Below are 22,874 nucleotides of genomic sequence, written 5' to 3' on the forward strand. Positions count from 1 at the left end.
TCTGCGCTCAGTCGTCTTCGTTGTCGCCGAAGTCGGGGCGGACGCCCCGGGCTGCCATGACCTCGTCGTTGGAGGTGCCGGCGGCGACCATCGGCCAGACCATGGCGTCCTCGTGGACGATGAAGTCGACGACGACCGGACGGTCGTTGATGGCGTTGGCCTCGGCGATGACCTTGTCCAGGTCGGCCGGGTCCTCACAGCGCAGGGCGACGCAGCCCATGGCCTCGGACAGCTTGACGAAGTCCGGGACGCGGGTGCCCTTGCGGGGGGCGGTGGACTCCCCGAGCTGGGATCCGACGGTGCCGTGACCGGTCTCGTCCGCGTGCAGAACGGTGTTGGAGTAGCGCTGGTTGTAGAACAGGGTCTGCCACTGGCGGACCATGCCCAGCGCACCGTTGTTGATGATCGCGACCTTGATCGGGATGTTGTTCAGGGCGCAGGTGACCAGTTCCTGATTGGTCATCTGGAAACAGCCGTCGCCGTCGATGGCCCAGACGGTGCGCTCCGGCCGGCCGACCTTGGCGCCCATCGCGGCGGGGACCGCGTAGCCCATGGTTCCGGCGCCGCCGGAGTTCAGCCAGGTGCGGGGCTCTTCGTAGTTGACGAAGTGCGAGGCCCACATCTGGTGCTGGCCGACGCCGGCCGCGTAGATGGTGTGCTCGGGCGCGAGCTGTCCGATGCGCTCGATGACCTGCTGCGGCGAGAGCATGCCGTCGTCGGGCAGGTCGTAGCCCAGCGGGTAGGTGTCGCGCCAGCGGTTGAGGTCGGCCCACCAGGCGGTGTAGTCGCCGGTGTTGCCCTCGGTGTGCTCGGCCTGGACGGCCTGGACCAGGTCGGCGATGACCTCGCGGGCGTCGCCGACGATCGGGACGTCCACGGCGCGGTTCTTGCCGATCTCGGCCGGGTCGATGTCCGCGTGGATGACCTTGGCGAACGGCGCAAAGCTGTCCAGCTTGCCGGTGACGCGGTCGTCGAAGCGGGTGCCCAGGGCGATCAGCAGGTCGGCCTTCTGCAGGGCGGTGACGGCGGTGACCGCGCCGTGCATGCCGGGCATGCCGACGTGCAGGGGGTGGCTGTCAGGGAAGGAGCCGAGCGCCATCAGCGTCGTGGAGACCGGGGCGCCGGTCAGCTCGGCGAGGACCTTCAGCTCGGCGGTCGCGCCGGACTTCATGATGCCGCCGCCGACGTACAGGACGGGGCGCTTGGCCTGGACGATCAGCTTCGCGGCCTCGCGGATCTGCTTGGCGTGCGGCTTGGTGACCGGCCGGTAGCCCGGCAGGTCCTGGGTGGGCGGCCAGGTGAAGGTGGTGCGCGCCTGGAGCGCGTCCTTGGCGATGTCGACCAGGACCGGGCCGGGGCGGCCGGTGGAGGCGATGTGGAAGGCCTCGGCGATCGTCCGCGGGATGTCCTCGGCCTTGGTGACCAGGAAGTTGTGCTTGGTGATCGGCATGGTGATGCCGACGATGTCCGCTTCCTGGAACGCGTCCGTGCCGATGGCCTTCGAGGAGACCTGGCCGGTGATCGCGACGAGCGGGACGGAGTCCATGTGCGCGTCGGCGATCGGGGTGACGAGGTTGGTGGCGCCCGGGCCGGAGGTCGCCATACAGACGCCGACCTTGCCGGTGGCCTGCGCGTAGCCGGTGGCGGCGTGGCCGGCCCCCTGCTCGTGGCGGACCAGGATGTGGCGGACCCGCGTCGAGTCCATCATCGGGTCGTAGGCCGGCAGGATCGCGCCGCCCGGGATGCCGAAGACGGTGTCGCAACCCACCTCTTCGAGAGAACGGATGAGGGACTGCGCACCCGTGACGTGCTCAACTGCAGCGGTCTGCTGTCCTCCGGTACGGGCCCGCGGCTGCGGATGGTGGGCCCCGGTGGCCTGCTCGGTCATCGGCATTCTCTTCTCGAAGCTGAGGGTTTTTGCGAGGTTTCGGTTTTGCCAGTGCAACAAAAAACCCCTCGTGCCGGGAGGCAAGCGAGGGGAGCGCGTCGGGTGCGATCAGCGGGGACCAAATTGACCCCGCTTCAGCCGACGCGCTTTCCAAGTACGAGAATTCGGGTGCGCATGGCATTGACCCTCCCTCCGGCGGGAGGTCGGTGTCAAGTAGGTGGGATGGACGTCTCATTATTTGAGCTCCTCCGGCCCCCCAGTGAGCCGCCTGCCAGAACCGCCATGGCGTTTCCTCCAGGTACTGGGAACGTACCGCGCACCAGCGCGCGGCGCAGCCGGTACTCGTCCAGGGGGCCGGAAAAGGCCGCACCCTGGCCGTGGGTGCAGCCCATGGCGCGCAGGGCCATCACCTGTTCCGGCAGGTCCACGCCGTCGGCCACGGACTGCATGCCCAGGTCATTTGCGATCCGCAACAGGCCGGCCGTGATCTTGTGGAGCCGGGCGGATTCCACGACTCCCTCGACCAGGCCGCGATCGAGCTTCAGTACGTCCACGGGCAGCCGCCGCAGGGCGCTGATGGCCGCGTAGCCGCTGCCGAAGCCGTCCAGGGCGATCCGTACCCCGAGGCGGCGCAATGCCGTCAGGCGGCGCTCCAGCTCGTCGAAGGGCACTCTGGGGTCGCTGTCGGCGAGCTCGATCAGCAGGGCCGCCGGCGGCAGCCCGTGCCGGGTGAGGAGGGCCTCGACGGAGACCGGCGGGACCGAGCGGTCCAGCAGTCGGTGCGCGGGCAGCCGGACGGAGACCGGCAGGCCGTGCCCGGCCCGGTGGCGGGCGGCGGCCTGCTCCACGGCCTCCTCCAGCAGCCAGCGGCCCAGCTCGGCGGCCCGTACGCGCTCGGCATCGGCCTGGCCTCGGCCGTCGGGCCCCTCGGCGGCCCGCAGGAACTCGGCGGGGGTGAAGAGGATCCCCTGGCCGGAGCGCCAGCGGGCCTGCGCGGCGACGGCCGCGACGGTGCCGGTGGCCAGCGAGACGACGGGCTGGTGGAGCAGGGCGAACTCGCCGTCGTGGAGCGCGGTGCGCAGCCGTCCGGCGGCCTCCGCCCGGCGGACCACCTCGGCCTGCATCTGGGGCGCGTACATCTCCACCCGGTCCTTGCCGGCCGCCTTGGCCCGGTACATCGCGAGGTCCGCGTTGCGCATCAGGTCCGAAGGGGTGATGCCGGGGTCCGCGAAGGCCACCCCGATGCTGGCCGCGACGCGGACGTCGCTGCCCGCGATGCGGTACGGCTGGGACAGGGTGGTGCGCAGCCGGTCGGCGATCTCGTGGACCTGGTACTCGCGGGCGGTCCGATCCCGGCTGCCGTCGCCGAGGATCAGCGCGGCGAACTCGTCGCCGCCGAGCCGGGCCGCGGTGTCCCCGGCCCGTACCGCGTCATGGAGGCGGCGGGCGGCCTCGACGAGGAGCTCGTCGCCGGCCTGGTGGCCGATGGTGTCGTTGACGGCCTTGAAGCCGTCGAGATCGATGAAGAGCACGGCGGTGCTGTGGTCCCCGGCGCGCCGGCCGGTGAGCGCCTGGCGGACCCGCCGGGTGAACAGGGCCCGGTTGGGCAGGTCGGTGAGCGGGTCGTGCTCGGCGCTGTGCTGGAGCTGCGCCTGGAGCCGGACCCGCTCGGTGACGTCGCGGCTGTTGAGGATCAGGCCGCCCTGGTGGCGGTTGACGGTGGACTCCACGTTGAGCCATTCGCCGTCGCCGGATTCGAAGCGGCACTCGATCCGGGTGGTGGGCTCCTCGGCGGGCGGCGCGGCGAGGAAGCGGCGGACCTCGTGGACCACCCGGCCGAGGTCGTCCGGGTGGATCAGGGTGGCGAGCTCGGTGCCGACCAGTTCCTCGGCCTCGCGGCCGTACACCCCGGCGGCGGCGGGGCTGACATAGCGCAGCACGCCGTTCGGCGCGGCGATCATGATGACGTCGCTGGAGCCCTGGACCAGGGAGCGGAAGTGGTTCTCCTTCTGGGCCAGCTCCTGGGTGAGGGCGATGTTGTCGACGAGCATGATGCCCTGGCGGACCACGAGGGCCAGGACGACGGTGCAGCCGGTGAAGACGACCACCCGGTCCACCCGGCGTCCGTCGACCACGTTGTAGAGGATCCCGAGGGTGCAGACGGCGGCCGCCAGGTACGGGGTGAGCGCGGGCAGCGAGCCGGTGATCGGGCGGCTGTGCGGGCGGGGGGCGCGCGGCCGGGCGGGGCCCTCGGGCCCGGACAGCCTGCGGGCGCCCCACGGCGCGTACGCGAGGAGGAGCGAGCCGGCGAACCAGCCGGCGTCGAGCAGCTGCCCGGACTGGTAACTGGCGCGCAGCAGCGGCGAGGTGAAGAGCGCGTCGCTCAGGACGGTCAGGGCGAGGGCGGCGACGGCGGTGTTCACCGCGGAGCGGTTGCCCGCGGTGCGCCGGAAGTGCAGCACCAGGACGATCGAGACGAGCGCGATGTCCAGCAGCGGGTACGCGAGGGAGAGCGCGGCGCGGGGCACGCTGCCCGAGCCGCCGGAGGCGACGGACTCCGCGGTGTGCGCGAGGGCGAGGCTCCAGGACAGGGTGAGCAGCGAGCCGCCGATGAGCCAGGAGTCGAGCGCCAGGCACACCCAGCCGGCCCGGTTCACGGGGCGTTTGGCGAGGACGAGCAGGCCCACGATGGCGGGCGGCGCGAAGCAGAGGAAGCAGAAGTCGGCGAGGGACGGGCTGGGCACCTCCTCGCCGAGCACCACCTCGTACCAGCCCCACACGACGTTGCCGCCGGCGCCCATGAGGGACGAGAAGGCGAACAGCAGCCAGGCGGGGCGTTCACGGCTCGCGTGCGAGCGTGCGTACGAGTAGCAGGAGACGGCGGCGAGGAGGCCCGCGGCGCTCAGCCCGAAGTCGCCCATGAAGAGGGCGAGTTCCTCCGATCCCCAGCCGAGGGCCGCGCCGACGGCGTACCCGCCGCACACCACGGCGAGCAGGAGCTGGGCGCCGAGGCCCTTGCCGCCCTCGGAGACCGGCGGCGGGGCCAGGAGTGCTCCGGGGGCACTCACCGGGGCTCCGTGGCTGAAATCGGCGCACCCGCGCACCGCCTCCGGCGGCTTCGCCGCCTCGGATTCTTGGTCCATTGGCCGTGCATCGCCCGTCGCCCCCCAAAGTGTCCGACACTCCCCAGCGCCGTACCTTTCGCGGCGCAGCCCCCTGTTCCGGACGATACACCAGGTTCGTCACTCAGCGACATAGAGCCCATACGCTGCGTTACCAACCGGGGAGTTATGGGTACGGGGCGCACATTTTTCGCTCCGGAGCGCGCACAACCGGACTCATTCCGTGATCAGAACGGTGTTCTTCACTTCATCTCCGGCGGCGAATCGGGTCAGCTGGCCGGCCAGCAGACGCTTGGCGCGGGGCATGAACGCCGAGGTGCTGCCGCCGACGTGAGGCGTGATCAGGACATTCGGAGCATGCCAGAGAGGATGGCCGGCGGGCAGCGGTTCCGGGTCGGTGACGTCCAGCGCGGCGCGCAGCCTGCCCGACTCCAGTTCGACGAGCAGCGCCCCGGTGTCCACGACCGGGCCGCGGGCGACGTTCACGAGCAGCGCCCCGTCCTTCATCCGGCCGAGGAAGCCGGCGTCGACGAGGCCGCGGGTCTGCTCGGTGAGGGGGGTGGACAGGATCACCACGTCGGCCGCGGGCAGCAGACCGGGCAGGTCGGCGAGTTCGTGGACGGGGCCGCGGGCGGCGGTGCGGGCCGTACGGGCGACCCGGGTGACCGACGCGCACTCGAAGGGCGCGAGGCGGTCCTCGATGGCCGCGCCGATGGATCCGTAGCCGACGATCAGCACGGACTTGTCGGCGAGCGCCGGGTAGAAGCCGTCCCGCCACTCCTCGCGGTCCTGGCCGCGCACGAAGCCGGGCAGGCCGCGCAGGGAGGCGAGGACGAGCGCGAGGGTCAGCTCGGCGGTGCTGGCCTCGTGCACGCCGCGGGCGTTGCACAGCCGCACGTCCGGGCCGAGGTCGCCGATTCCGGGCAGGACGTGGTCTATGCCGGCGGAGAGGGTCTGCACGACCTGCACCGAGGTCATCCGCGGGAGCGGGCGCGTGGCGACGACCGGCCCCTTCATGTACGGGACCACGTAGAAGGAGCAGTCCGCCGGGTCGGCGGGGAACTCGGGGCCGCCGTCCCAGAAGCGGTAGTGCAGGCCCTCGGGGAGCCCGTCGATCTCGTCGGCCGGAATCGGCAGCCACACGTCTTTCGTCATGCCTGGAGGCTATGCGAAGCCGCTGACGATCAAGACGTTGGCTAGTTTGGGGAGCGGGAGAGGGAGGGGAACGAGCAGGTGGAGCGCAGGACTATCGGCGCGGCGGCCCTGGCCGTGGGCGCCGTCGGGCTCGGCTGCATGCCGATGAGCTGGGCGTACACCGCTTCGCGGCGGAACGGGGAGGGGTCGGTCCGCGCGGTGCACGCGGCGCTGGACCTGGGGGCGAGTCTGCTGGACACGGCGGACGTGTACGGGCCGTTCACGAACGAGCTGCTGATCGGGCGGGTCCTGAAGGAGCGGCGGGCCGACGCCTTCGTGTCGACGAAGGTGGGCCTCCAGGTGGGCGACCAGCACGTGGTGACCAACGGGCGGCCCGGCTACGTGCGGCGGGCCTGCGACGCGTCGCTGCGGCGGCTGCAGACCGACGTCATCGACCTGTACCAGCTGCACCGGCCGGACCCGGACGTTCCGGTCGAGGAGACCTGGGGCGCGATGGCCGAGCTGGTGGCGGCGGGCAAGGTGCGGGCCCTGGGGTTCTGCGCGGTGGGGGCGCGGGCGGGGCGGGGCGCCGGCCGCAACGACACGGGCCTGTACGACGCGGGGCAGTACGAGGCGACGATCGGGCAGCTGGAGACGGTGCAGCAGGTGTTCCCGGTGAGCACCGTGCAGGCCGAGCTGTCGGTGTGGTCGCACGCGGCGTTGGGGTCCTTGCTGCCGTGGTGCGTGGCGCGCGGGGTGGGGTTCCTCGCGGCGATGCCGCTGGGCAGCGGTTTCCTCTCGGGGACGCTGACGCCCGGGCAGGGCTTCGAGCCGGAGGACGTACGGGCCCGGCATCCGCGGTTCACGGCGTACGCGATGGCGGCGAACCAGCCGCTGGTGGCGGGGCTGCGGCGGGTCGCGCTGCGGCACGGGCCGCAGGTCACGGCGGCGCAGGTGGCGCTGGCGTGGGTGCTCGCGCAGGGGCCGCACGTGGTGCCGGTGCCGGGGGCGAAGCAGGAGCGGTGGGCGGTGGAGAACGCGCGGGCGGCCGGGGTGCTGCTGACGTCCGCCGATCTGTCGGAGATCGCGGCGCTGCCGGCGGCGGTCGGATCCTGGGACTAGGGCGGCCAACCACTCGATCGAGTGTACGAGGGCCGGAACTCCGGGGGGCTGCGGCGGGGTTGTGACATGTGTAGGCCGACGGAGGTGCGGGCGGGGCGGCAGGAAGGAGCGGGGCGATGCGCGTACGGACGAGGGGTGTGCGGGCGAAGGGCGTGGCGACCGGGGGCACGGTGGCCGAGGGCGTGGGGGTGGCCGGCGTGCGGGTGCGGGGTGTGGTGACGGCCGGGGTGCTGGCCGGGTGCGGAGCGCTGCTGGTGGCGGGGTGCTCGTCGGGCGACGGGACGCTGCCGGGGGCTCCGGAGTCCTCCCCGGGCAAGGCGTCGCCGGGCACGTCGTCGGCGGGGTCTCCCGCCGCGTCTCCCAGCGGGTCGAAGCCGTCGGCGAAGGGCTCGGCCACGGTCACGGGGGTGGTCGCCAAGGGGCTGAAGACCCCGTGGGGCGTGGCGCAGCTGCCGGGCGGGGACCTGCTGGTCGCCTCGCGCGACGAGGGGACGATCAGCCGGGTCGACGCGGGCAGCGGAGCGGTGACGGAGATCGGCGAGGTGCCGGGGGTGTCCCCGGGCGGCGAGGGCGGTCTGCTGGGTCTGGCCCTGTCCCCCGCCTTCGCCTCGGACAAGCTGGTGTACGCCTACTTCACGACCGAGTCCGACAACCGCATCGCGCGGATGCGGTACGACGAGCGCAGACCCGCGGGCCAGCAGCTGGGAGCGCCGGACACCGTGCTCCGGGGCATCCCGAAGGGCCTGATCCACAACGGCGGCCGGATCGCCTTCGGCCCGGACCGGATGCTGTACGCCGGCACGGGCGAGACGGGCGACTCGGCGCTCGCCCAGGACAAGAAGTCGCTCGGCGGGAAGATCCTGCGGATGACCCCGGACGGGCAGCCGGTGCACGGCAATCCGGACGCGGACTCGGTCGTGTACTCGCTCGGGCACCGCAATGTGCAGGGCCTGGCCTGGGACGCGGACAAGCGGCTGTGGGCGGCGGAGTTCGGGCAGAACACGTGGGACGAGCTGAACCGGATCGAGCCGGGGGCGAACTACGGCTGGCCGGCGGCCGAGGGGAAGGCGGGCAAGCCCGGCTTCAAGGACCCGGTGGCCCAGTGGCGGACCGACCAGGCCTCGCCGAGCGGGATCGCGATCGCGCAGGGCTCGGTGTGGATGGCCGGGCTGCGCGGCGAGCGGCTGTGGCGGATACCGCTGGACGGCACCCGGGCGGCGGCCGCGCCGGAGGCGTTCCTCACGGAGAAGTACGGCCGGCTGCGGACGGTGCTGGCCGTGGGCGGGGACCGGCTGCTGCTGGTCACCAGCGAGACGGACGGCAGGGGGTCGCCGGGCGCGGACGACGACCGGATCCTGTCGCTGACGGTCCGGTGACCGGCGGGCGGCCGGTCCGGCCGGCACTCCGGACGGCGGCCGGCGCCCCCGGGCGCGGACTGCCGGCCCGGGCCGGGGGGCTCATACCGGGTGCGGGGACTCCTCCGCGGGGCTGAAGAGCCTGAGCCGGTGGGCGAGCGCGGCGGCCTCGCCGCGGCCCGCGACCCCCAGTTTGGCGAGGATGTTCGAGACGTGGACGCTGGCCGTCTTCGGCGAGATGAACAGTTCCTCGGCTATCTGGCGGTTGCTGCGGCCGACGGCGACGAGGCTGAGGACGTCGCGCTCGCGGCTGGTCAGGCCCAGGGCCTCGACCGGGTCCTCGACGGGGTCGGGGCCGGCCGGCCCGCTCCCGGCGGGGGCGGACAGCGGCAGCCGGGCGCGCTGGGCCAGCAGCGCCAGGTCCTCGCGCAGCCGGCGGCAGCCCAGGCGTTCGGCCGTCTCCAGGGCGTCCCGCAGCAGGCAGCCGGCCCGGTCGCGGTCGGCGCCGGCGGCCAGCAGGGCCTCGGCGAGCCGGTGGCGCACCCGGGCCAGCAGGTAGGGGCGGTGCAGGGGGCGCACGGCCGCCTCGGCCGCCTGCCAGTCGGCGAGGGTGTCCTCTGCCTCGGCGCGCCGCAGCTCGGCCCGTACGTAGAGGGCGTGCGCCTCCCACACCGGTACGGGCGTGGGGAGCCCGCGGGCGGCGGTGCGGATCACGTCGAGGACCGCCTCGCGGCCGGGATCCGCGGCCGGCAGGCCGCGGGCGTCCGCCTCCGCGGTGGCGGCGGCGAGCAGCAGCGGCCAGGCGTAGCGGTGCTGGCCGAGCGGGAAGCCGAACTCGACGGCGCGCAGCAGTTCGGCGCGGGCGTCGAGGATCCGGCCCTCGCCCGCGGCGATGCCGACGGCCAGGCGGAACAGCGGGATGCGGTGCTGCGGGGAGGACTCCTGGGGGCCGAAGTGGGCGGTGGCGGCCTCCAGCTGGGCCGCGGCCTCGGTCAGTTCGCCGCGGGCGAGGGCGAGGTAGGCGAGGCGGGCGGCGCCGGAGCCGCGGGGCTTGGCGCTCTGGGCGGCGCGCAGGGCGCGCCGGGCGCTGTCGGCGGCTTCCTCCCAACGGCCAAGGCTGTAGAGGGACTCGGCCATGTTGCCGCAGACCCAGGCCTCGGAGTCGTACAGGCGGTAGGCGCGGACCCGTTCCACGCCCTGGGCGGCCAGTTCCACGGCTTCGTGGGACCGGCCGGCGTTCTCCAGAACGGAGGTGATGTTGATATGGGCACGACCCACGAGCAGGGCGAGACCGAGTTCGCCGGCGCGTTCCTTGACCGCCTGCATCTCGGCGAGGCCGCGGTCGACGTCGGTGTCGGCGAGCAGGCTGCCGACGGTCAGGCGGGCGTTGAGCTCGATGTCCTCGGCGCCGATCATCCGGGCGTACTCCACCGCGCGTTCCGCGGTGGCGAGGTTGTCGGGGCCGGGCCGGTTGAGCATGCCCCAGCCGGCCACCAGGACGAGCACCTCGGCGTGCACCTGGGACGGGGGCTGGCCGCGCACCAGGTCCTGGGCGGTGGCGAGTTCCTGCCAACCGTCGCCGCGGGACAGGCCCGACACCAGGCGGGAGCGCTCGGTCCAGAACCAGGCCGCGCGGAGCGGGTCCTTCTCGTCCTCCAGCATGCGCAGGGCCGTCTTCGTCAGCTTCAGCGCGCGTTCGCGCTCGCCTCCGAAGCGGGCCGCGACGGTGGCCTCGGCGAGCAGGTCGAGGCGGCGCAGCGGGGTGGTCTCCGGGTCGCAGCCGCAGGGCGGGTACACCGCCGCGTCGTCGGCGGGGCGCAGCGCCTCGCGGACCTCGTCCGGGGCGTCGTCCCACAGGTCGAGCGCGCGTTCCAGCAGGCGCAGCTGTTCCGAGTAGGCGTGCCGGCGGCGGGCGGCGACGGATGCCTGGAGTGCGGCGGGCAGGGCCTTGGCGGGCTCGTGGGCGTAGTACCAGTAGCTGGCGAGGCGGATGATCCGCTCTTCGGCGCGCACCAGCGAGTCGTCGGCTTCGAGGGCCTCGGCGAAGCGGCGGTTGACGCGGGAGCGCTCGCCGGGCAGCAGGTCGTCGCTGACCGCCTCGCGGACGAGGGAGTGCCGGAAGCGGTAGCCGTCGCCCTCGGGGGTGGCGAGGAGGATGTTGGCGCCGACGGCGGCGCGCAGGGCCTCGATCAGGTCGTCCTCGCCGAGCCGGGAGACGGCGAGCAGCAGCGGATATTCGACGGTGGAGCCGCCCTCGGCGACCAGGCGGACCACCCGCTGGGTGGCTTCGGGGAGTACCTCGACCCGGACCAGGAGCAGGTCGCGCAGCGATTCGGTGAGCCCGGTGCGGCAGCCGCTCTCGATGGAGGCGATGAGTTCCTCGACGAAGAAGGCGTTGCCGTCGGAGCGGTTGAAGACGGTGTCGACGAGGGACTCGTCGGGGGGCGAGGAGAGGATGCCGGTGAGCTGGCGGCGGACTTCGGCGCGGGTGAAGCGGGAGAGTTCGACGCGCTGGACGGTGCGCAGCCGGTCGAGTTCGGCGAGCAGGGGGCGCAGCGGGTGGCGGCGGTGGACGTCGTCGGCGCGGTAGGTGGCGACGAGGACCAGGCGGCCGCTGGCCAGGGTGCGGAACAGGTAGGACAGCAGGTGGCGGGTGGAGGTGTCCGCCCAGTGCAGGTCCTCCAGCACGATGACGACGGTGCGCTCGGCGGCGAGCTTCTCCAGCAGCCGGGCGGTCAGTTCGAAGAGCCGTGCGGTGCTTTCCTCGTCGTGGGGGCCGCGGGGTGTCTCGCCGAGTTCGGGCAGGATCCGGGCGAGTTCGTCCTCCTGGCCCGCGGCGGCGGCGGCGAGCTCGTCCGGGAGCACCCGGCGCAGGGCGCGCAGGGCCGTGGAGAAGGGGGCGAAGGGCAGTCCTTCCGCCCCGATCTCCACACAGCCTCCGACGGCCACGACGGCTTCGCGCCGGGTGGCCTCACAGAGGAACTCTTCGGTGAGGCGGGTTTTGCCCACTCCGGCCTCGCCGCCGATGAGCAGGGCCTGCGGCTCCTGGCGGGCGGCTCGGGCGAGGGCGTCGGTGAGCACGGCGAGTTCGTCGGCGCGGCCGACGAACACCGGGCTGGCGGACCTGGTTTCCACGCCGCCGAGCATCGCACAGAGATCCGGTGCGACGGCACTCGATATGGCTGCGGGTGTCATGACGGGTTGGCGCTCGCCTACGGGCGGGCGCGCTACGCGGCCTTGGTGAACCGGTGGCGGTTCGCCTTCACCTTCCCTCCGCGTTCGTCCTCGCCGGCTACCGAGCCGGCCGTGGCCCGGCGGAACCGCGCGACCTGGCGGAAGGCCTCGGCCTCGCGGATCAGGTCGGCGCGGCGCATCGTGGCGATCTCGTACTCGAACATCTTGCTCTCCCCTGGCTGGTGTTCCGGGCACCTCGTTCGGTGTGATCCAAGAATCGCCCGCCAGGGGGTGGCGGGGCATCGGGCGTGTGCCGCATCTGTGCGGGCCAGGGGTCCTTAGGCGGGGCCCCGGGCCGCCCGGCAGGCCTAAGGCGGGTGCCGGGCGGTGCCTAGGCCCTGCCTGGGCGGTGCCTACGGGGCGGTCGGGAGGGGCGCCAGGATGTCCGTGTACATGAGGACGGAGAGGAGGACGCCGAAGGCGCCGAGGACGACGGCGGCCCAGGAGGCGGCGCGGACCCACAGGGGCAGGGTGCGGCCGGGGGTCCCGAAGGCGGGGCGGGCCAGCACGAACAGGCCTGTGAGGAGGGCGAGGACCGCGAAGCCGCCGTTGACGAGGGCGGTGGCGTGCCAGGCGTCGCCGTACAGCGCCGAGATCTTCTCGGCGGACGAGTTCGCGGTGGCCGACTCGATCTGTCCGATCAGGGTCTGGCGCTCGGCGAAGACGCGGGACACCCAGCTGCCGCTGAGGGCGATCACGCCCAGGCCGGCCGCGGTGACGGAGGCGGCCGCGGCGGCCACGCCGGACGGCGGGCGGCTGTCGAGCTCGTCCGGCGTGTGCTCGTCGGTGTCGTCGTCGTCCGCGTCGAGGGTGACGAGGAGGTCCTCGGCGGGGGCCGTTTCGTCCGCGGTCACGTCGTCGGTCTTGGTGGTGTCCATGCGGGGCACCGTAGGCGGGGTTTCTGAGAGCCGTCTGAGAGCCGTCTGGGAGCCGCCCCGGTGCCGTCCGCACGGCCGGCCGACGGGCCCCGCCCGCTGGGCGGAGCGGGCCGGCGGCCGGTCCGTGGGCCGGCTGCGGGTGGCGGCGGAGGGCTCCCGACCCGGTGTCCGCGGAGGGAGGGGTGCCGGTCAGGCCTGTGCGGGCCACTCGTGGGCGAGGACCGACCAGATTTCGACGCTCTGGCGGATCCCGCGGTGCATCTGGGTCTCCCGCAGGACGCCGTCCCGCGTCATGCCGAGCCGCTCGGCGGCGGCGATGCTCTTCTCGTTGGCGGTGGAGACGAGCCACTCCACCCGGTGCATGCCGCGCTCGTGGATCGCCCAGTCGATGAGGATCCGGCAGGCCTTGGTGACGAGGCCGCGGCCGGCGGCGGAGGGCTCCAGCCAGCAGCCGACCTCGCAGGTGCCCGTGTTGGCGTCGAAGGTCCGGAAGAGGACCCCGCCGACCATGCGGCCGTCGACGCGGATGCCGTAGAGCCGGCCGGTGTCGTCCGCGGCCCGGTGCGCGAAGTCGGTGAGCAGCTTCCGGGCGGAGTCCAGGTCGGTCGCCCGGTCGGGGAGGCCGATGTGCACGCCGATGAAGTCGCGGCCCCGGTCCATGTGCGCGAGGAACTCCTCGGCGTGGTGGGGCTCCAGGGGGAACAGCCGGGCATCGTCGGCGAGGGCTATCGAGAACATGCGCGGGGTCCTTAGCGGTGGTGTCCGGTCAAGGGCGGAGCGCCGCGGGTTCCGCGCTGTCGTCGCTCGCCCGCTGCGCCGGAAGTGTCGCATGGCGGACCTGGTCGGGGGGTTCGATACTGATCTTCGGCAGCCGCCGGTCGAGCCAGCGGGGCAGCCACCAGTTGGCGCCGCCCAGCATGTGCATGAGGGCGGGGACCAGCAGGGTGCGCAGGACGAAGGCGTCCAGGGCGACGGCCGCGGCGAGGGCGATGCCGAACATCGCGATGATCCGGTCGCCGCTGAGCACGAAGGCCAGGAACACCGAGATCATGATGACGGCGGCGGAGTTGATCACCCGGCTGGTCTCGGCGAGGCCGACGCGCACCGCCCGGGTGTTGTCACCGGTCTCCAGCCACTCCTCGTACATCCGGCTGACCAGGAAGACCTGGTAGTCCATGGACAGCCCGAAGAGCACGGAGACCATGATCACGGGGAGGAAGGGCTCGATGGGGCCGGCGCTGCCGAGGCCGAGCAGTTCGCTGCCCCAGCCCCACTGGAAGACCGCCACGACGATCCCGAAGGAGGAGGCGACGGCGGCCACGTTCATGGCGGCGGCCTTGAGCGGGATCCCGATCGACCGGAAGGCGAGCAGCAGCAGGGCGCAGCCGAGGGCGACGACGACGCCGACGAAGAGCGGCAGCTTGCCGATGATGATCTCGGCGAAGTCGTCGTAGCCCGCGGTGACGCCGCCGACGTGGACCTTCATCGAGCTGCCCTGCTCGGCGTCGGGGATCACGCCGTCGCGGAGCCGGTCGACGAGGGCGCTGGTGGCGCGGGACTGCGGGGCGGAGTCGGGTACGACGGTGAGCACGGCGGTGTCGCCGCTGCGGTTGGCCACGGCGGGGCCGGCGGCCGCGACGCCCTCGGTGGCGCGGATGGATTCGGCGAGCCGGTCGAGGGCGATCCGGTCGCCCGCGCCGTCGAGGCGGGCGACCACGGTGAGCGGGCCGTTGACGCCGGGGCCGAACCCGTCGGCCAGCAGGTCGTAGGCCTGGCGGGTGGTGCTGGTGGCCGGGTTGTTGCCCTGGTCGGAGGTGCCGAGGTGGAGCGAGAGGGTGGGCAGGGCGAGGACGACCATGACCACGGCGGCGACCGCGCCGAGCAGCTTGGGGTGACGTTCGACGAAGGCCGACCAGCGGGCGGCGAACCCGGTGAGCTCCTCGGTCTGCGGGCCCTGCTCGGCGAGCTTGCGCCGCTCGCGCCGGGACAGCGCCCGCATGCCGATGAGGGAGAGCAGGGCGGGCAGCAGGGTCACCGAGGCGGCGACGGTGAGGATGACGGTGAGAGAGGCCGCGAAGGCCACTCCGTTGAGGAAGTTCAGCCGCAGGATCAGCATGCCGAGCAGGGCTATGCAGACGGTGGCGCCGGCGAAGACGACCGCCCGGCCGGTGGTCGCGACGGCGTTGCGGGCGGCGTCCTCGACGTTCATGCCGCGTTTGAGGCCCTTGCGGTGCCGGGTGACGATGAAGAGCGCGTAGTCGATGCCGACGCCGAGGCCGATGAGCATGCCGAGCATGGGCGCGAAGTCGGCGACCGGCATGGCGTGGCCGAGCAGCACGATGCCCGCGTAGGCGGTGCCCACGCTGACCAGCGCGGTGGCGATCGGGAGCAGGCTCGCGGCGAGCGAGCCGAAGGCGAGGAAGAGCACCACGGCGGCGACGACCACGCCGATGATCTCGGCGAGGTGGGCGGTGGGGGCTTCGGTGAGGGCGACGGCGCGGCCGCCGAGTTCGACCTGGAGCCCGTCGCGTTCGGCCGCCTTCGCGGTGTCGACGACGGCCTGCGCCTGGCTCTTGGGTACGGCGTCGGCCTGCTGGTCGAAGGTGACCACGGCGTAGGCCGTGCGTCCGTCGGCGCTGATCTGCGCCACGCCGTCGGGGCTGTACGGGCCGCTCACCGAGCCGACGCCGGGGAGGTCCGCGATGGCGTCGAGGGCGCGGCTCATGCGCTGTTCGACCGCGGGGGTGCGGGCGCTCTGCCCGGCGGGGGCGCGCCACACGACGGTGTCGGTGTCGCCGCCCTGGCCGTGGAAGCCGGCGCGCAGCAGTTCGGTCGCCCGGCCGGACTCCGTGCCGGGTACCTCGTAGTTGTTGGAGTACGCGGTGCCGGCCGCGGTGGCGCCGGCGGCGGTGCCGCCGAGTGCGAGGAGCCAGAGCAGGACGACGACGAGGCGGTGGCGGATGCACCACCGTGCGATTGCTGCCAACGGACGTGCTCCCTGGTGGCTCGGGCATCTTTTACCGGGAACACCCGATGCAAAGAAACGCTCTGCGTCAAACCTTCACGCGGGCCCTTAATCGGGCATACCGCCACCATTGCAGCGTTTCGTGATCGTTGGCCCGTTTCGTGGGCATCGTCACAGGGGTGCGTGAGAGCAGGGGACCTTCGGCCCGGGACCGGGCGCCCGGGCGTCAGTTACGGGTGTTGAGGAAGCCGATCACGACGGCGCCCCACCAGCAGATCTGTGAGAGGCCGGCGGTGACGGCGCAGCGCACCAGCAGCGCGGTGGGGACGGCGGCCGGGGCGCCGTCCCGGCCGGCGGCGGCCGCGCCGTGGGCGTTCAGGCGTTCCCCGAGGGCGCCGGCCTGGAGACCGTTGACCGTGAGGATCAGGACCAGGAGCAGCTTGGTCTGGGTGAGCGGCGAGCCGAGGTCGGGGTGGAGCATCACACCGCTGCCGACAAGGCCGGCCAGGCCGGCCCAGATCGGGGTGTGCAGGCGGGCGGTGGCGGCGGTGACCTCGCCGAGGGAGCAGCGCCCGGTGAGCCACAGGGCCCCGTACCAGTCGGCGGAGAGGACCGCGCCGAAGCCGAGGACGAGGGAGGCGAGGTGCACGAAGAGGGCGGCGTCGTGCAGCGCCGGGTCGGTCCGGAGGTGGGTGGACATCCACAGTCCGCCGGTGATGAGGAGCACCGCCCCGAGGGCCGTGGCGGAGACCGTCCACCACGAGTCGTAGACCCGGAGCGGCACAGGTCTGCCCTTGCCCGTGTCCGTCGCCCCGACCGCCACGGCCGCCTCCTGAATCCGCTGGGAATGAATACAGGCAAGGCTTACCTAATATTTATGTGACGCGTCAACCACCGTCCACGGGTCGACCCGCCGGCACCCGGTAGCCGGGCACGGAGGGCCAGCGCACGGTGAGCACGACGGAGTCCTCCTCGGCACACCAGGAGTGGTCGACGCCGCGCCCCCAGACCACGTAGTCGCCCTGCCGGGCAAGTACGACGCTGCGGCCGGGCAGTTCGACCCGGAAGCGGCCGCTGACGAGCACCTGGAGAGTGGTCCGCGCCTCGCCGCGCACCCACCGGGCCCGCCGGTCCCCGCGCGGGTGCACCCCCCACTTGATCTCGACGTCCGCGCTGTGGCGGGGATCACCCGCCTCCTTGAAGTGGCCGAGCAGCCAACCGTGGTCGAGCGGGGCGTCCGCCCCGGCGTTGCCGACGTACACGCTCCCGTCGCGCGGCGCGTCGTCGTCCGTCCCGTGCTTCTCGTCGCGCGCGTCGTCGCGCCCCTCGTCACTCTCCATGGCACGGGAGGTTAATCCTGTTGCCCCGGTCGGGCCCGGCTGCTGGGGTGGGGCCATGGATCATGCCTCCGTACGGGACCTGTACGACCTCGAGATGCGCCGGGACGCCCGCCCGGACGGGCCCGACGGCCGGATCGAACGGGTCGGGAACGTCGTACGCCACACGGGCCCGCCCCTGGGCTGGAACGGCGTCGTCTGGTCGGACCTGGACGAGGCCACGGCCGACCGGGCCATCGCGGAGCAGATCGCGCACTACGACGGACTGGAGGGCGGCCGCACCTGGGAGTGGAAGCTCTACGACCACGACCTGCCCGCCGACCTCGGCGCACGGCTGCGGGCGGCCGGCTTCGAGCCCGAGGACCCGGAGACCCTGATGGTCGCCGAGGTCGCGGCCCTCGCGGTGGACGCGGCCCCGCCGGAGGGCGTCCGGCTGGTGCCGGTGACCGACGCGTCGGGCGTCGGCCTGATGATGGCCGTCCACGACCGGGCCTTCGGCGGTCCGCCCCGTCCCGACCTCCACCGGCAGCTGCTGGACCAGGTCACGGGGGCGCCCGGGACGGTCGCCGCGGTGGTCGCGATGGCCGGGGACGAGCCGGTGAGCGCGGCCCGGCTGGAGATGCCGCCGGGCGCGCGCTTCGCGGGGCTGTGGGGCGGCGGCACGGTCGAGGAGTGGCGGGGCAGGGGGATCTACCGGGCCCTGGTCGCGCACCGCGCCCGGATCGCCGCCGCGCACGGCATCCCCTACCTCCAGGTCGACGCCTCCGACCAGAGCCGGCCGATCCTGGAGCGGCTGGGCTTCGCCCCGCTCGGCGTCACGGTGCCGTACGTGCGGCAGGGCCGATGAGGGCGGCGGAGCCTGCGGACACCCGGACCGGGCCGCCGCTGACCGGCGGCGAGCGCGAGACCCTGCGGGCGTTCCTGGACTACCAGCGGGCGACGCTGGCCATGAAGTGCGAGGGGCTCACGGACGAGCAGCTGAGGCGGCGGGCGAGCCCGCCGTCCACGCTGTCGCTGCTGGGCCTGGTCCGGCACATGGCCGAGGTCGAGCGCGCCTGGTTCCGGCGGACCATCGACGGCGAGGACGTACCGCTGGTCTGGTCGCCGGACGGCGACTACCAGGCCGCGTACGAGGCGGGCGCGGCGTCCCGCGCCGAGGCCTTCACCGCGTGGGAGGCGGAGGTGGCCCACGCCCGCCGGATCGAGGCGGCCGCGGAGTCCCTCGACGTCACGGGCCACCAGGTGCGCTGGGGCGAGGACGTCTCGCTGCGTCTGGTGATGCTCCACCTGATACACGAGTACGCCCGCCACAACGGCCACGCGGACTTCCTGCGGGAGGCGATCGACGGGACGGTGGGCGCCTGATCCCTGCGGGGCCGGCCCGGCACCCGGGCCGCTCGTCGACTGCCACCTGTGCATACACTTAGGCCAGCCTAACCTAATGCACTCGGGGAGCAGTGTGAGTATCGATGTGTACCGGGATGCCTGGGGCGTCCCGCACCTTCGCGCGTCCGACGCCCGTGAACTCGCCTTCGCCCAGGGCCGGGTGACCGCTGCCGACCGCGCCTGGCAGCTGGAGGTCGAGCGGCGCCGCACCCAGGGTTCCACCGCTGCCTTCCTGGGCCCGGAGTGCGTCGTCTGGGACCGGTTCGCCCGGCAGGCGCGGCTCGACGACACGGCCCGGCGCTGCTTCGAGGCGCTCGACCCCGACACCGCCGACTGGATACGGGCGTACGTGGACGGCGTCAACGCGGGGATGGCCGCGGGCGCCGCGCGCGACCGGCGGTTCGCCGACACCGGCCTCGACACCGCGCCCTGGGAGCCCTGGGTGCCGCTGGGCATCTGGATATCGACCCACATCCTGTTCGCCGGCTTCCCCACCAAGATCTGGCGCGAGCAGGTGGCCCGCGCCCTGGGCGACGAGGCGATCACCCTGTTCGCCACCGACGGCCCCGGCACCTCCGGCAGCAACGGCTGGATGGTCCCGGGCGACCGCACCACCAGCGGCGCCGCCCTGATCGCCGGGGACCCGCACCGGTTCATCGAGGACCCGGGCATCTACCAGCAGATCCGCCTGGCCTGCCCGGAGTTCGACGTCCTGGGCCTGGCCGTCCCCGGCATCCCCGGCCTCGCGCACTTCGGCCACACCGGCACCGCCGCCTGGGCCATCACCAACGCCATGGCCGACTACCACGACCTCTACCGCGAGCGGCTGCGTACGGCCCCCGACGGCGCCACGGAGGCGCTGGGCCCCGACGGCAGCTGGGAGCCGGTGACCCGGCACACCGAGACCATCGAGGTCGCGGGCGCCGAACCGGTCGCCGTCGAGATCCTGGAGACCCCGCGCGGTCCGGTCATCGCCGGCCACCTCGCGGGCGTCCGCACCGAAGCCACCCCCGGCGGCGGCACCCCCGCCGACGCCACCGACCCCGACCCCGGCACCGGCCCCGACGGCGCCCGCGCCGAGGAGAGCGTCAGCCTGCGCTACCCGCCGCGGGTCCGCCGGGACCTCGGCTTCGCCGCGCTCCCCGCCCTCCTGCGCGCCCGCACGGTCGCCGACATCGACCGCGCCTTCGACGGCTGGGCCGAGCCCGTCAACGTGGTCCACGCCGCCGACACCGAGGGCGGCCTGCTGCACCGGGTGGCCGGCGCCGTCCCGCTGCGCTCACAGGCCAACAAGCTGCGCCTGGTGCCCGCCTGGGAGCCCGGCCACGACTGGCAGGGCTGGGCGCCGACCACCGCCGAGCCGGTGCAGGGCTTCGCCGTGATGGCCAACGCCCGCGGGATCGCCTCCCCGTTCGGCATCGAGTTCGCGCCCCCGCACCGCGCCAACCGGATCCGCGAGCTGCTCAGCGGCTCCGCCGACTGGACCGCGAAGGGCATGGCGACGATCCACACGGACACCCTGCTCGCCTCCGCCGGCCCGCTCCTCGACCTGCTCGGCCCGCTCACCGGCCTCTCCCCCGCCGCCGACGCGCTGCGCGCCCGGCTGCTCGCCTGGGACCGCCACATGGACGCCGACAGCACCGACGCCACCCTCTTCGCGGCGCTGCGGCACGCCGTGGTCCGCGCGATCGCCGCCGACCCGGCGCTGGCCGCGCTCGCCGGCACTCCGGACGCCCCCGAGGTCTTCCATCCGTGGCTGTACCTGCTGCCCAAGGTCGGCTACGCCCTCGAGGGGATCCTGACCACCTCTCTGCTCCCCGGACTCGACCGGCCCGCGCTGGTCCGGGCCGCCCTGGAGGACGTCGCGGCGCACCCCGACGCGCCCGTGCCGTGGTCCGAGGCGCACCGCCTCACCCCCTGGCAGGCCGTCCCCGACCCGGACGCCGAGTGGCCGGGCCTGGGCGGCGACCACGACTGCGTGCTCGCCACCTCCAGCGTGCCCGGCTTCACCGACCTGACCGCCCGCGGCCCGTCCGCCCGCTACGTCTGGGACCTCGCCTCCCGCGAGGACAGCCTGTGGGTGGTCCCGCTGGGCGCCGACGGGGTCACCGGCGCCGCCCACCACCGCGACCAGCTCGGCCTCTGGGCCCGCGGCGAACTCGTCCCCGTCGTCACCGACTGGTCCCGTCTCACCAAGGAATCCGCATGAGCGCCTCCGTGCCCGCCGTCCCCGTCCCCGCCGGTTCCGCGGCCCCCGAGCCCGTGCCCGCTCCCGTCACCCGGGAGCCCGTGTACGTCGGTGACGTGGAGGGCTTCGGCACCGTCACCCTCACCCCGGTGGATCCGGCCGCCGACGCCCCGCTGATCCACGGGTGGGTCTCACAGGACCGGGCCCGCTTCTGGGGCATGGGCGGGGCGAGCCTCGACCTGGTCCGGGAGATCTACGAGGACGTCGACCGGCGCACCACCCACCACGCCTTCCTGGCCCGCCGCGACGGGGTGCCGGTCGCGCTGTTCCAGTCGTACGAGGCGGCCGAGGACCGGGTCAGCGAGTGCTACGAGGTGCAGCCCGGGGACACCGGCGTGCACCTGCTCATCGCGCCCTCCGCCGGCACCGTCGAGCGCGGCTTCAGCAAGACCCTGACCGACGTCTTCCTGAGGTACCTCATGGCCTCCGGCGCCACGCGGCTCGTGGCCGAGCCGGACGCGCAGAACGCGAAGGCGATCGCCCGGCTGGAGCGCATCGGCTTCGAGATCGGCCCGGAGATCGAACTGCCGGAGATCGACCTCCCCGAGGTCTTCCTCCCGGCCAAGCGGGCCCGCCTGGCCTTCTTCGCCGTCCCGTCGGGCGGCGCCGTCTGACGGATCCCGCGTCCGGGAACACACGAGGGGCGGTGCACCGGAGTGATCCGGTGCACCGCCCCTCGCGGTGTGCGTCGGCCCTGCGGGCGGTATGCGGGGGCCGGTCAGCCCTCGGAGACGCCCAGCTTCTCCAGGATGAGCTCCTTGACGCGGGCCGCGTCCGCCTGGCCGCGGGTGGTCTTCATGACCGCTCCGACCAGCGCGCCGACCGCCGCGACCTTGCCGCCGCGGATCTTGTCCGCGATGGCCGCGTTGCCGGCGATGGCCTCGTCCACGGCCGCGCCGAGCGCGCCCTCGTCCGAGACGACCTTCAGGCCGCGCTTCTCGACGACCTCGTCCGGGCCGCCCTCGCCGGCGAGCACGCCTTCGAGCACCTGGCGGGCCAGCTTGTCGTTCAGCTCGCCGCCCGCGACCAGCGCCGCGACGCGCGCGACCTGGGCCGGGGTGATCGGCAGCTCGTCGACGACGACGCCCTGCTCGTTGGCGTTGCGGGCCAGCTCGCCCATCCACCACTTGCGGGCGGCGGCCGAGTCGGCGCCGGCCTCGATGGTGGCGACGATGGAGTCCACCGCGCCCGCGTTGAGGATCGACTGCATGTCGTGCTCGCTGACGCCCCACTCCTCGCGGAGGCGGTTGCGGCGCACGCGCGGCATCTCCGGGAGACCGGCGCGCAGCTCCTCGACCCACGGGCGGGCGGGCGCGACGGGGACCAGGTCGGGCTCCGGGAAGTACCGGTAGTCCTCGGCGTTGTCCTTGATGCGCCCCGCCGTGGTGGAGCCGTCCTCCTCGTGGAAGTGACGGGTCTCCTGCACGATCGAGCCGCCGGACTGCAGGACGGCCGCGTGGCGCTGGATCTCGAAGCGGGCCGCGCGCTCGACCGACCGGAGCGAGTTGACGTTCTTGGTCTCGCTGCGGGTGCCGAACTTCTCGGTGCCGTGCGGGCGCAGCGACAGGTTCACGTCGCAGCGCATCTGGCCCTTGTCCATCCGGGCCTCGGACACGCCGAGGGCCTTGATGACCTCGCGCAGCTCGGCCACGTACGCCTTGGCGACCTCGGGGGCCCGCTCGCCCGCGCCCTCGATCGGCTTGGTGACGATCTCGATGAGCGGGATGCCGGCGCGGTTGTAGTCCAGCAGGGAGTGGGACGCGCCGTGGATACGGCCGGTGGCGCCGCCGACGTGCAGCGACTTGCCGGTGTCCTCCTCCATGTGGGCGCGCTCGATCTCCACGCGGAAGATCTCGCCGTCCTCCAGCTGGACGTCCAGGTAGCCGTTGTAGGCGATCGGCTCGTCGTACTGGGAGGTCTGGAAGTTCTTCGGCATGTCCGGATAGAAGTAGTTCTTCCGGGCGAAGCGGCACCACTCGGCGATCTCGCAGTTGAGCGCGAGACCGATCTTGACGGCCGACTCGATGCCGATCGCGTTGACGACCGGCAGCGCGCCGGGCAGGCCGAGGCAGACCGGGCAGGTCTGCGAGTTGGGCTCGGCGCCCAGCTCGGTGGAGCAGCCGCAGAACATCTTGGTGCGGGTGCCGAGCTCGACATGGACTTCGAGGCCCATGACGGGGTCGTACGTCGCGAGAGCCGCGTCGT

Annotated in this window: 17 protein-coding genes; 6 read left to right on the plus strand and 11 right to left on the minus strand. The window is 73.4% G+C overall.

The genetic code is table 11. The features are described from left to right. Nucleotides 1–7: 7 nt before the first annotated feature. The 3 genes from OG764_RS11835 to OG764_RS11845 form a co-directional block, all read right to left on the minus strand. Entirely contained in the window at nt 8–1,894 is a 1,887-nt protein-coding gene (locus OG764_RS11835) for an acetolactate synthase large subunit (protein WP_328968383.1), read from the minus strand. Between the two features lie 203 nt (nt 1,895–2,097). Then, entirely contained in the window at nt 2,098–4,956 is a 2,859-nt protein-coding gene (locus OG764_RS11840) for an EAL domain-containing protein (protein WP_328968384.1), read from the minus strand. Nucleotides 4,957–5,226: 270 nt separating this feature from the next. Beyond that, nucleotides 5,227–6,165: a 2-hydroxyacid dehydrogenase gene (locus OG764_RS11845; protein WP_328968385.1), complete on the minus strand. Its 939-nt coding sequence runs from the start codon at nt 6,163–6,165 to the stop codon at nt 5,227–5,229. A 78-nt stretch (nt 6,166–6,243) separates the two neighbouring features. Between OG764_RS11845 and OG764_RS11850 the strand changes: the two genes are divergently transcribed. Both OG764_RS11850 and OG764_RS11855 read left to right on the plus strand, forming a co-directional pair. Continuing rightward, nucleotides 6,244–7,266, plus strand: a complete 1,023-nt coding sequence (locus OG764_RS11850; RefSeq protein ID WP_328968386.1) for an aldo/keto reductase — start codon at nt 6,244–6,246, stop codon at nt 7,264–7,266. A gap of 116 nt (nt 7,267–7,382) precedes the next feature. Beyond that, a complete protein-coding gene (locus OG764_RS11855; protein ID WP_328968387.1) occupies nt 7,383–8,642 on the plus strand; it encodes a PQQ-dependent sugar dehydrogenase in 1,260 nt (419 codons plus the stop codon). Between the two features lie 81 nt (nt 8,643–8,723). On the opposite strand, the gene OG764_RS11860 is transcribed toward OG764_RS11855, so the two are convergent. The 7 genes from OG764_RS11860 to OG764_RS11890 all read right to left on the minus strand — a co-directional run bounded on the left by OG764_RS11860 (nt 8,724) and on the right by OG764_RS11890 (nt 16,960). Continuing rightward, entirely contained in the window at nt 8,724–11,768 is a 3,045-nt protein-coding gene (locus OG764_RS11860) for a helix-turn-helix transcriptional regulator (RefSeq protein ID WP_328972959.1), read from the minus strand. Between the two features lie 80 nt (nt 11,769–11,848). Continuing rightward, entirely contained in the window at nt 11,849–12,019 is a 171-nt protein-coding gene (locus tag OG764_RS11865) for a hypothetical protein (protein ID WP_328968388.1), read from the minus strand. A 189-nt stretch (nt 12,020–12,208) separates the two neighbouring features. After that, nucleotides 12,209–12,733, minus strand: coding sequence for a hypothetical protein (locus OG764_RS11870; protein WP_328968389.1), 525 nt, complete (start codon nt 12,731–12,733; stop codon nt 12,209–12,211). 189 nt (nt 12,734–12,922) lie between these two features. Then, on the minus strand, nt 12,923–13,471 hold the full coding sequence (locus OG764_RS11875) for a GNAT family N-acetyltransferase (protein ID WP_328968390.1): 549 nt from the start codon (nt 13,469–13,471) through the stop codon (nt 12,923–12,925). A 28-nt stretch (nt 13,472–13,499) separates the two neighbouring features. Next, a complete protein-coding gene (locus OG764_RS11880) occupies nt 13,500–15,719 on the minus strand; it encodes an MMPL family transporter (RefSeq protein WP_328968391.1) in 2,220 nt (739 codons plus the stop codon). 205 nt (nt 15,720–15,924) lie between these two features. Then, nucleotides 15,925–16,521, minus strand: a complete 597-nt coding sequence (locus OG764_RS11885; RefSeq protein WP_328968392.1) for a hypothetical protein — start codon at nt 16,519–16,521, stop codon at nt 15,925–15,927. 64 nt (nt 16,522–16,585) lie between these two features. Then, nucleotides 16,586–16,960, minus strand: coding sequence for a signal peptidase I (locus OG764_RS11890; RefSeq protein ID WP_443056204.1), 375 nt, complete (start codon nt 16,958–16,960; stop codon nt 16,586–16,588). A 133-nt stretch (nt 16,961–17,093) separates the two neighbouring features. Here OG764_RS11890 and OG764_RS11895 point away from each other — a divergent pair, with 133 nt between their 5' ends. From OG764_RS11895 to OG764_RS11910, 4 genes are all read left to right on the plus strand, one after another. Further along, nucleotides 17,094–17,882, plus strand: a complete 789-nt coding sequence (locus OG764_RS11895; RefSeq protein ID WP_328968394.1) for a GNAT family N-acetyltransferase — start codon at nt 17,094–17,096, stop codon at nt 17,880–17,882. Beyond that, on the plus strand, nt 17,879–18,400 hold the full coding sequence (locus OG764_RS11900; protein WP_328968395.1) for a DinB family protein: 522 nt from the start codon (nt 17,879–17,881) through the stop codon (nt 18,398–18,400). The genes OG764_RS11895 and OG764_RS11900 overlap by 4 nt, the downstream gene beginning before the upstream one ends. Before the next feature lie 94 nt (nt 18,401–18,494). Then, entirely contained in the window at nt 18,495–20,630 is a 2,136-nt protein-coding gene (locus tag OG764_RS11905) for a penicillin acylase family protein (RefSeq protein WP_328968396.1), read from the plus strand. Beyond that, nucleotides 20,627–21,283 (plus strand): GNAT family N-acetyltransferase, encoded by a 657-nt coding sequence (locus tag OG764_RS11910; RefSeq protein ID WP_328968397.1) that lies wholly within the window; start codon nt 20,627–20,629, stop codon nt 21,281–21,283. The genes OG764_RS11905 and OG764_RS11910 overlap by 4 nt, the downstream gene beginning before the upstream one ends. Before the next feature lie 104 nt (nt 21,284–21,387). Here OG764_RS11910 and gatB read toward each other — a convergent pair whose 3' ends face one another. After that, nucleotides 21,388–22,842, minus strand: a complete 1,455-nt coding sequence (gatB, locus tag OG764_RS11915; protein WP_443056205.1) for an Asp-tRNA(Asn)/Glu-tRNA(Gln) amidotransferase subunit GatB — start codon at nt 22,840–22,842, stop codon at nt 21,388–21,390. Nucleotides 22,843–22,874: the final 32 nt, after the last annotated feature.

Source organism: Streptomyces sp. NBC_00239 (assembly GCF_036194065.1).
Lineage (GTDB): Bacteria > Actinomycetota > Actinomycetes > Streptomycetales > Streptomycetaceae > Streptomyces.

What these genes read in the sequence shown, in the direction of transcription:
- OG764_RS11835 (WP_328968383.1), bottom strand. Translation starts at nt 1,894, where the DNA reads ATGCCGATGACCGAGCAGGCCACCGGGGCCCACCATCCGCAGCCGCGG.
- OG764_RS11845 (WP_328968385.1), bottom strand. Translation starts at nt 6,165, where the DNA reads ATGACGAAAGACGTGTGGCTGCCGATTCCGGCCGACGAGATCGACGGG.
- OG764_RS11855 (WP_328968387.1), top strand. Translation starts at nt 7,383, where the DNA reads ATGCGCGTACGGACGAGGGGTGTGCGGGCGAAGGGCGTGGCGACCGGG.
- OG764_RS11860 (WP_328972959.1), bottom strand. Translation starts at nt 11,768, where the DNA reads ATGCTCGGCGGCGTGGAAACCAGGTCCGCCAGCCCGGTGTTCGTCGGC.
- OG764_RS11865 (WP_328968388.1), bottom strand. Translation starts at nt 12,019, where the DNA reads ATGTTCGAGTACGAGATCGCCACGATGCGCCGCGCCGACCTGATCCGC.
- OG764_RS11870 (WP_328968389.1), bottom strand. Translation starts at nt 12,733, where the DNA reads ATGGACACCACCAAGACCGACGACGTGACCGCGGACGAAACGGCCCCC.
- OG764_RS11875 (WP_328968390.1), bottom strand. Translation starts at nt 13,471, where the DNA reads ATGTTCTCGATAGCCCTCGCCGACGATGCCCGGCTGTTCCCCCTGGAG.
- OG764_RS11895 (WP_328968394.1), top strand. Translation starts at nt 17,094, where the DNA reads ATGGATCATGCCTCCGTACGGGACCTGTACGACCTCGAGATGCGCCGG.
- OG764_RS11900 (WP_328968395.1), top strand. Translation starts at nt 17,879, where the DNA reads ATGAGGGCGGCGGAGCCTGCGGACACCCGGACCGGGCCGCCGCTGACC.
- OG764_RS11910 (WP_328968397.1), top strand. Translation starts at nt 20,627, where the DNA reads ATGAGCGCCTCCGTGCCCGCCGTCCCCGTCCCCGCCGGTTCCGCGGCC.
- gatB (WP_443056205.1), bottom strand. Translation starts at nt 22,842, where the DNA reads ATGGGCCTCGAAGTCCATGTCGAGCTCGGCACCCGCACCAAGATGTTC.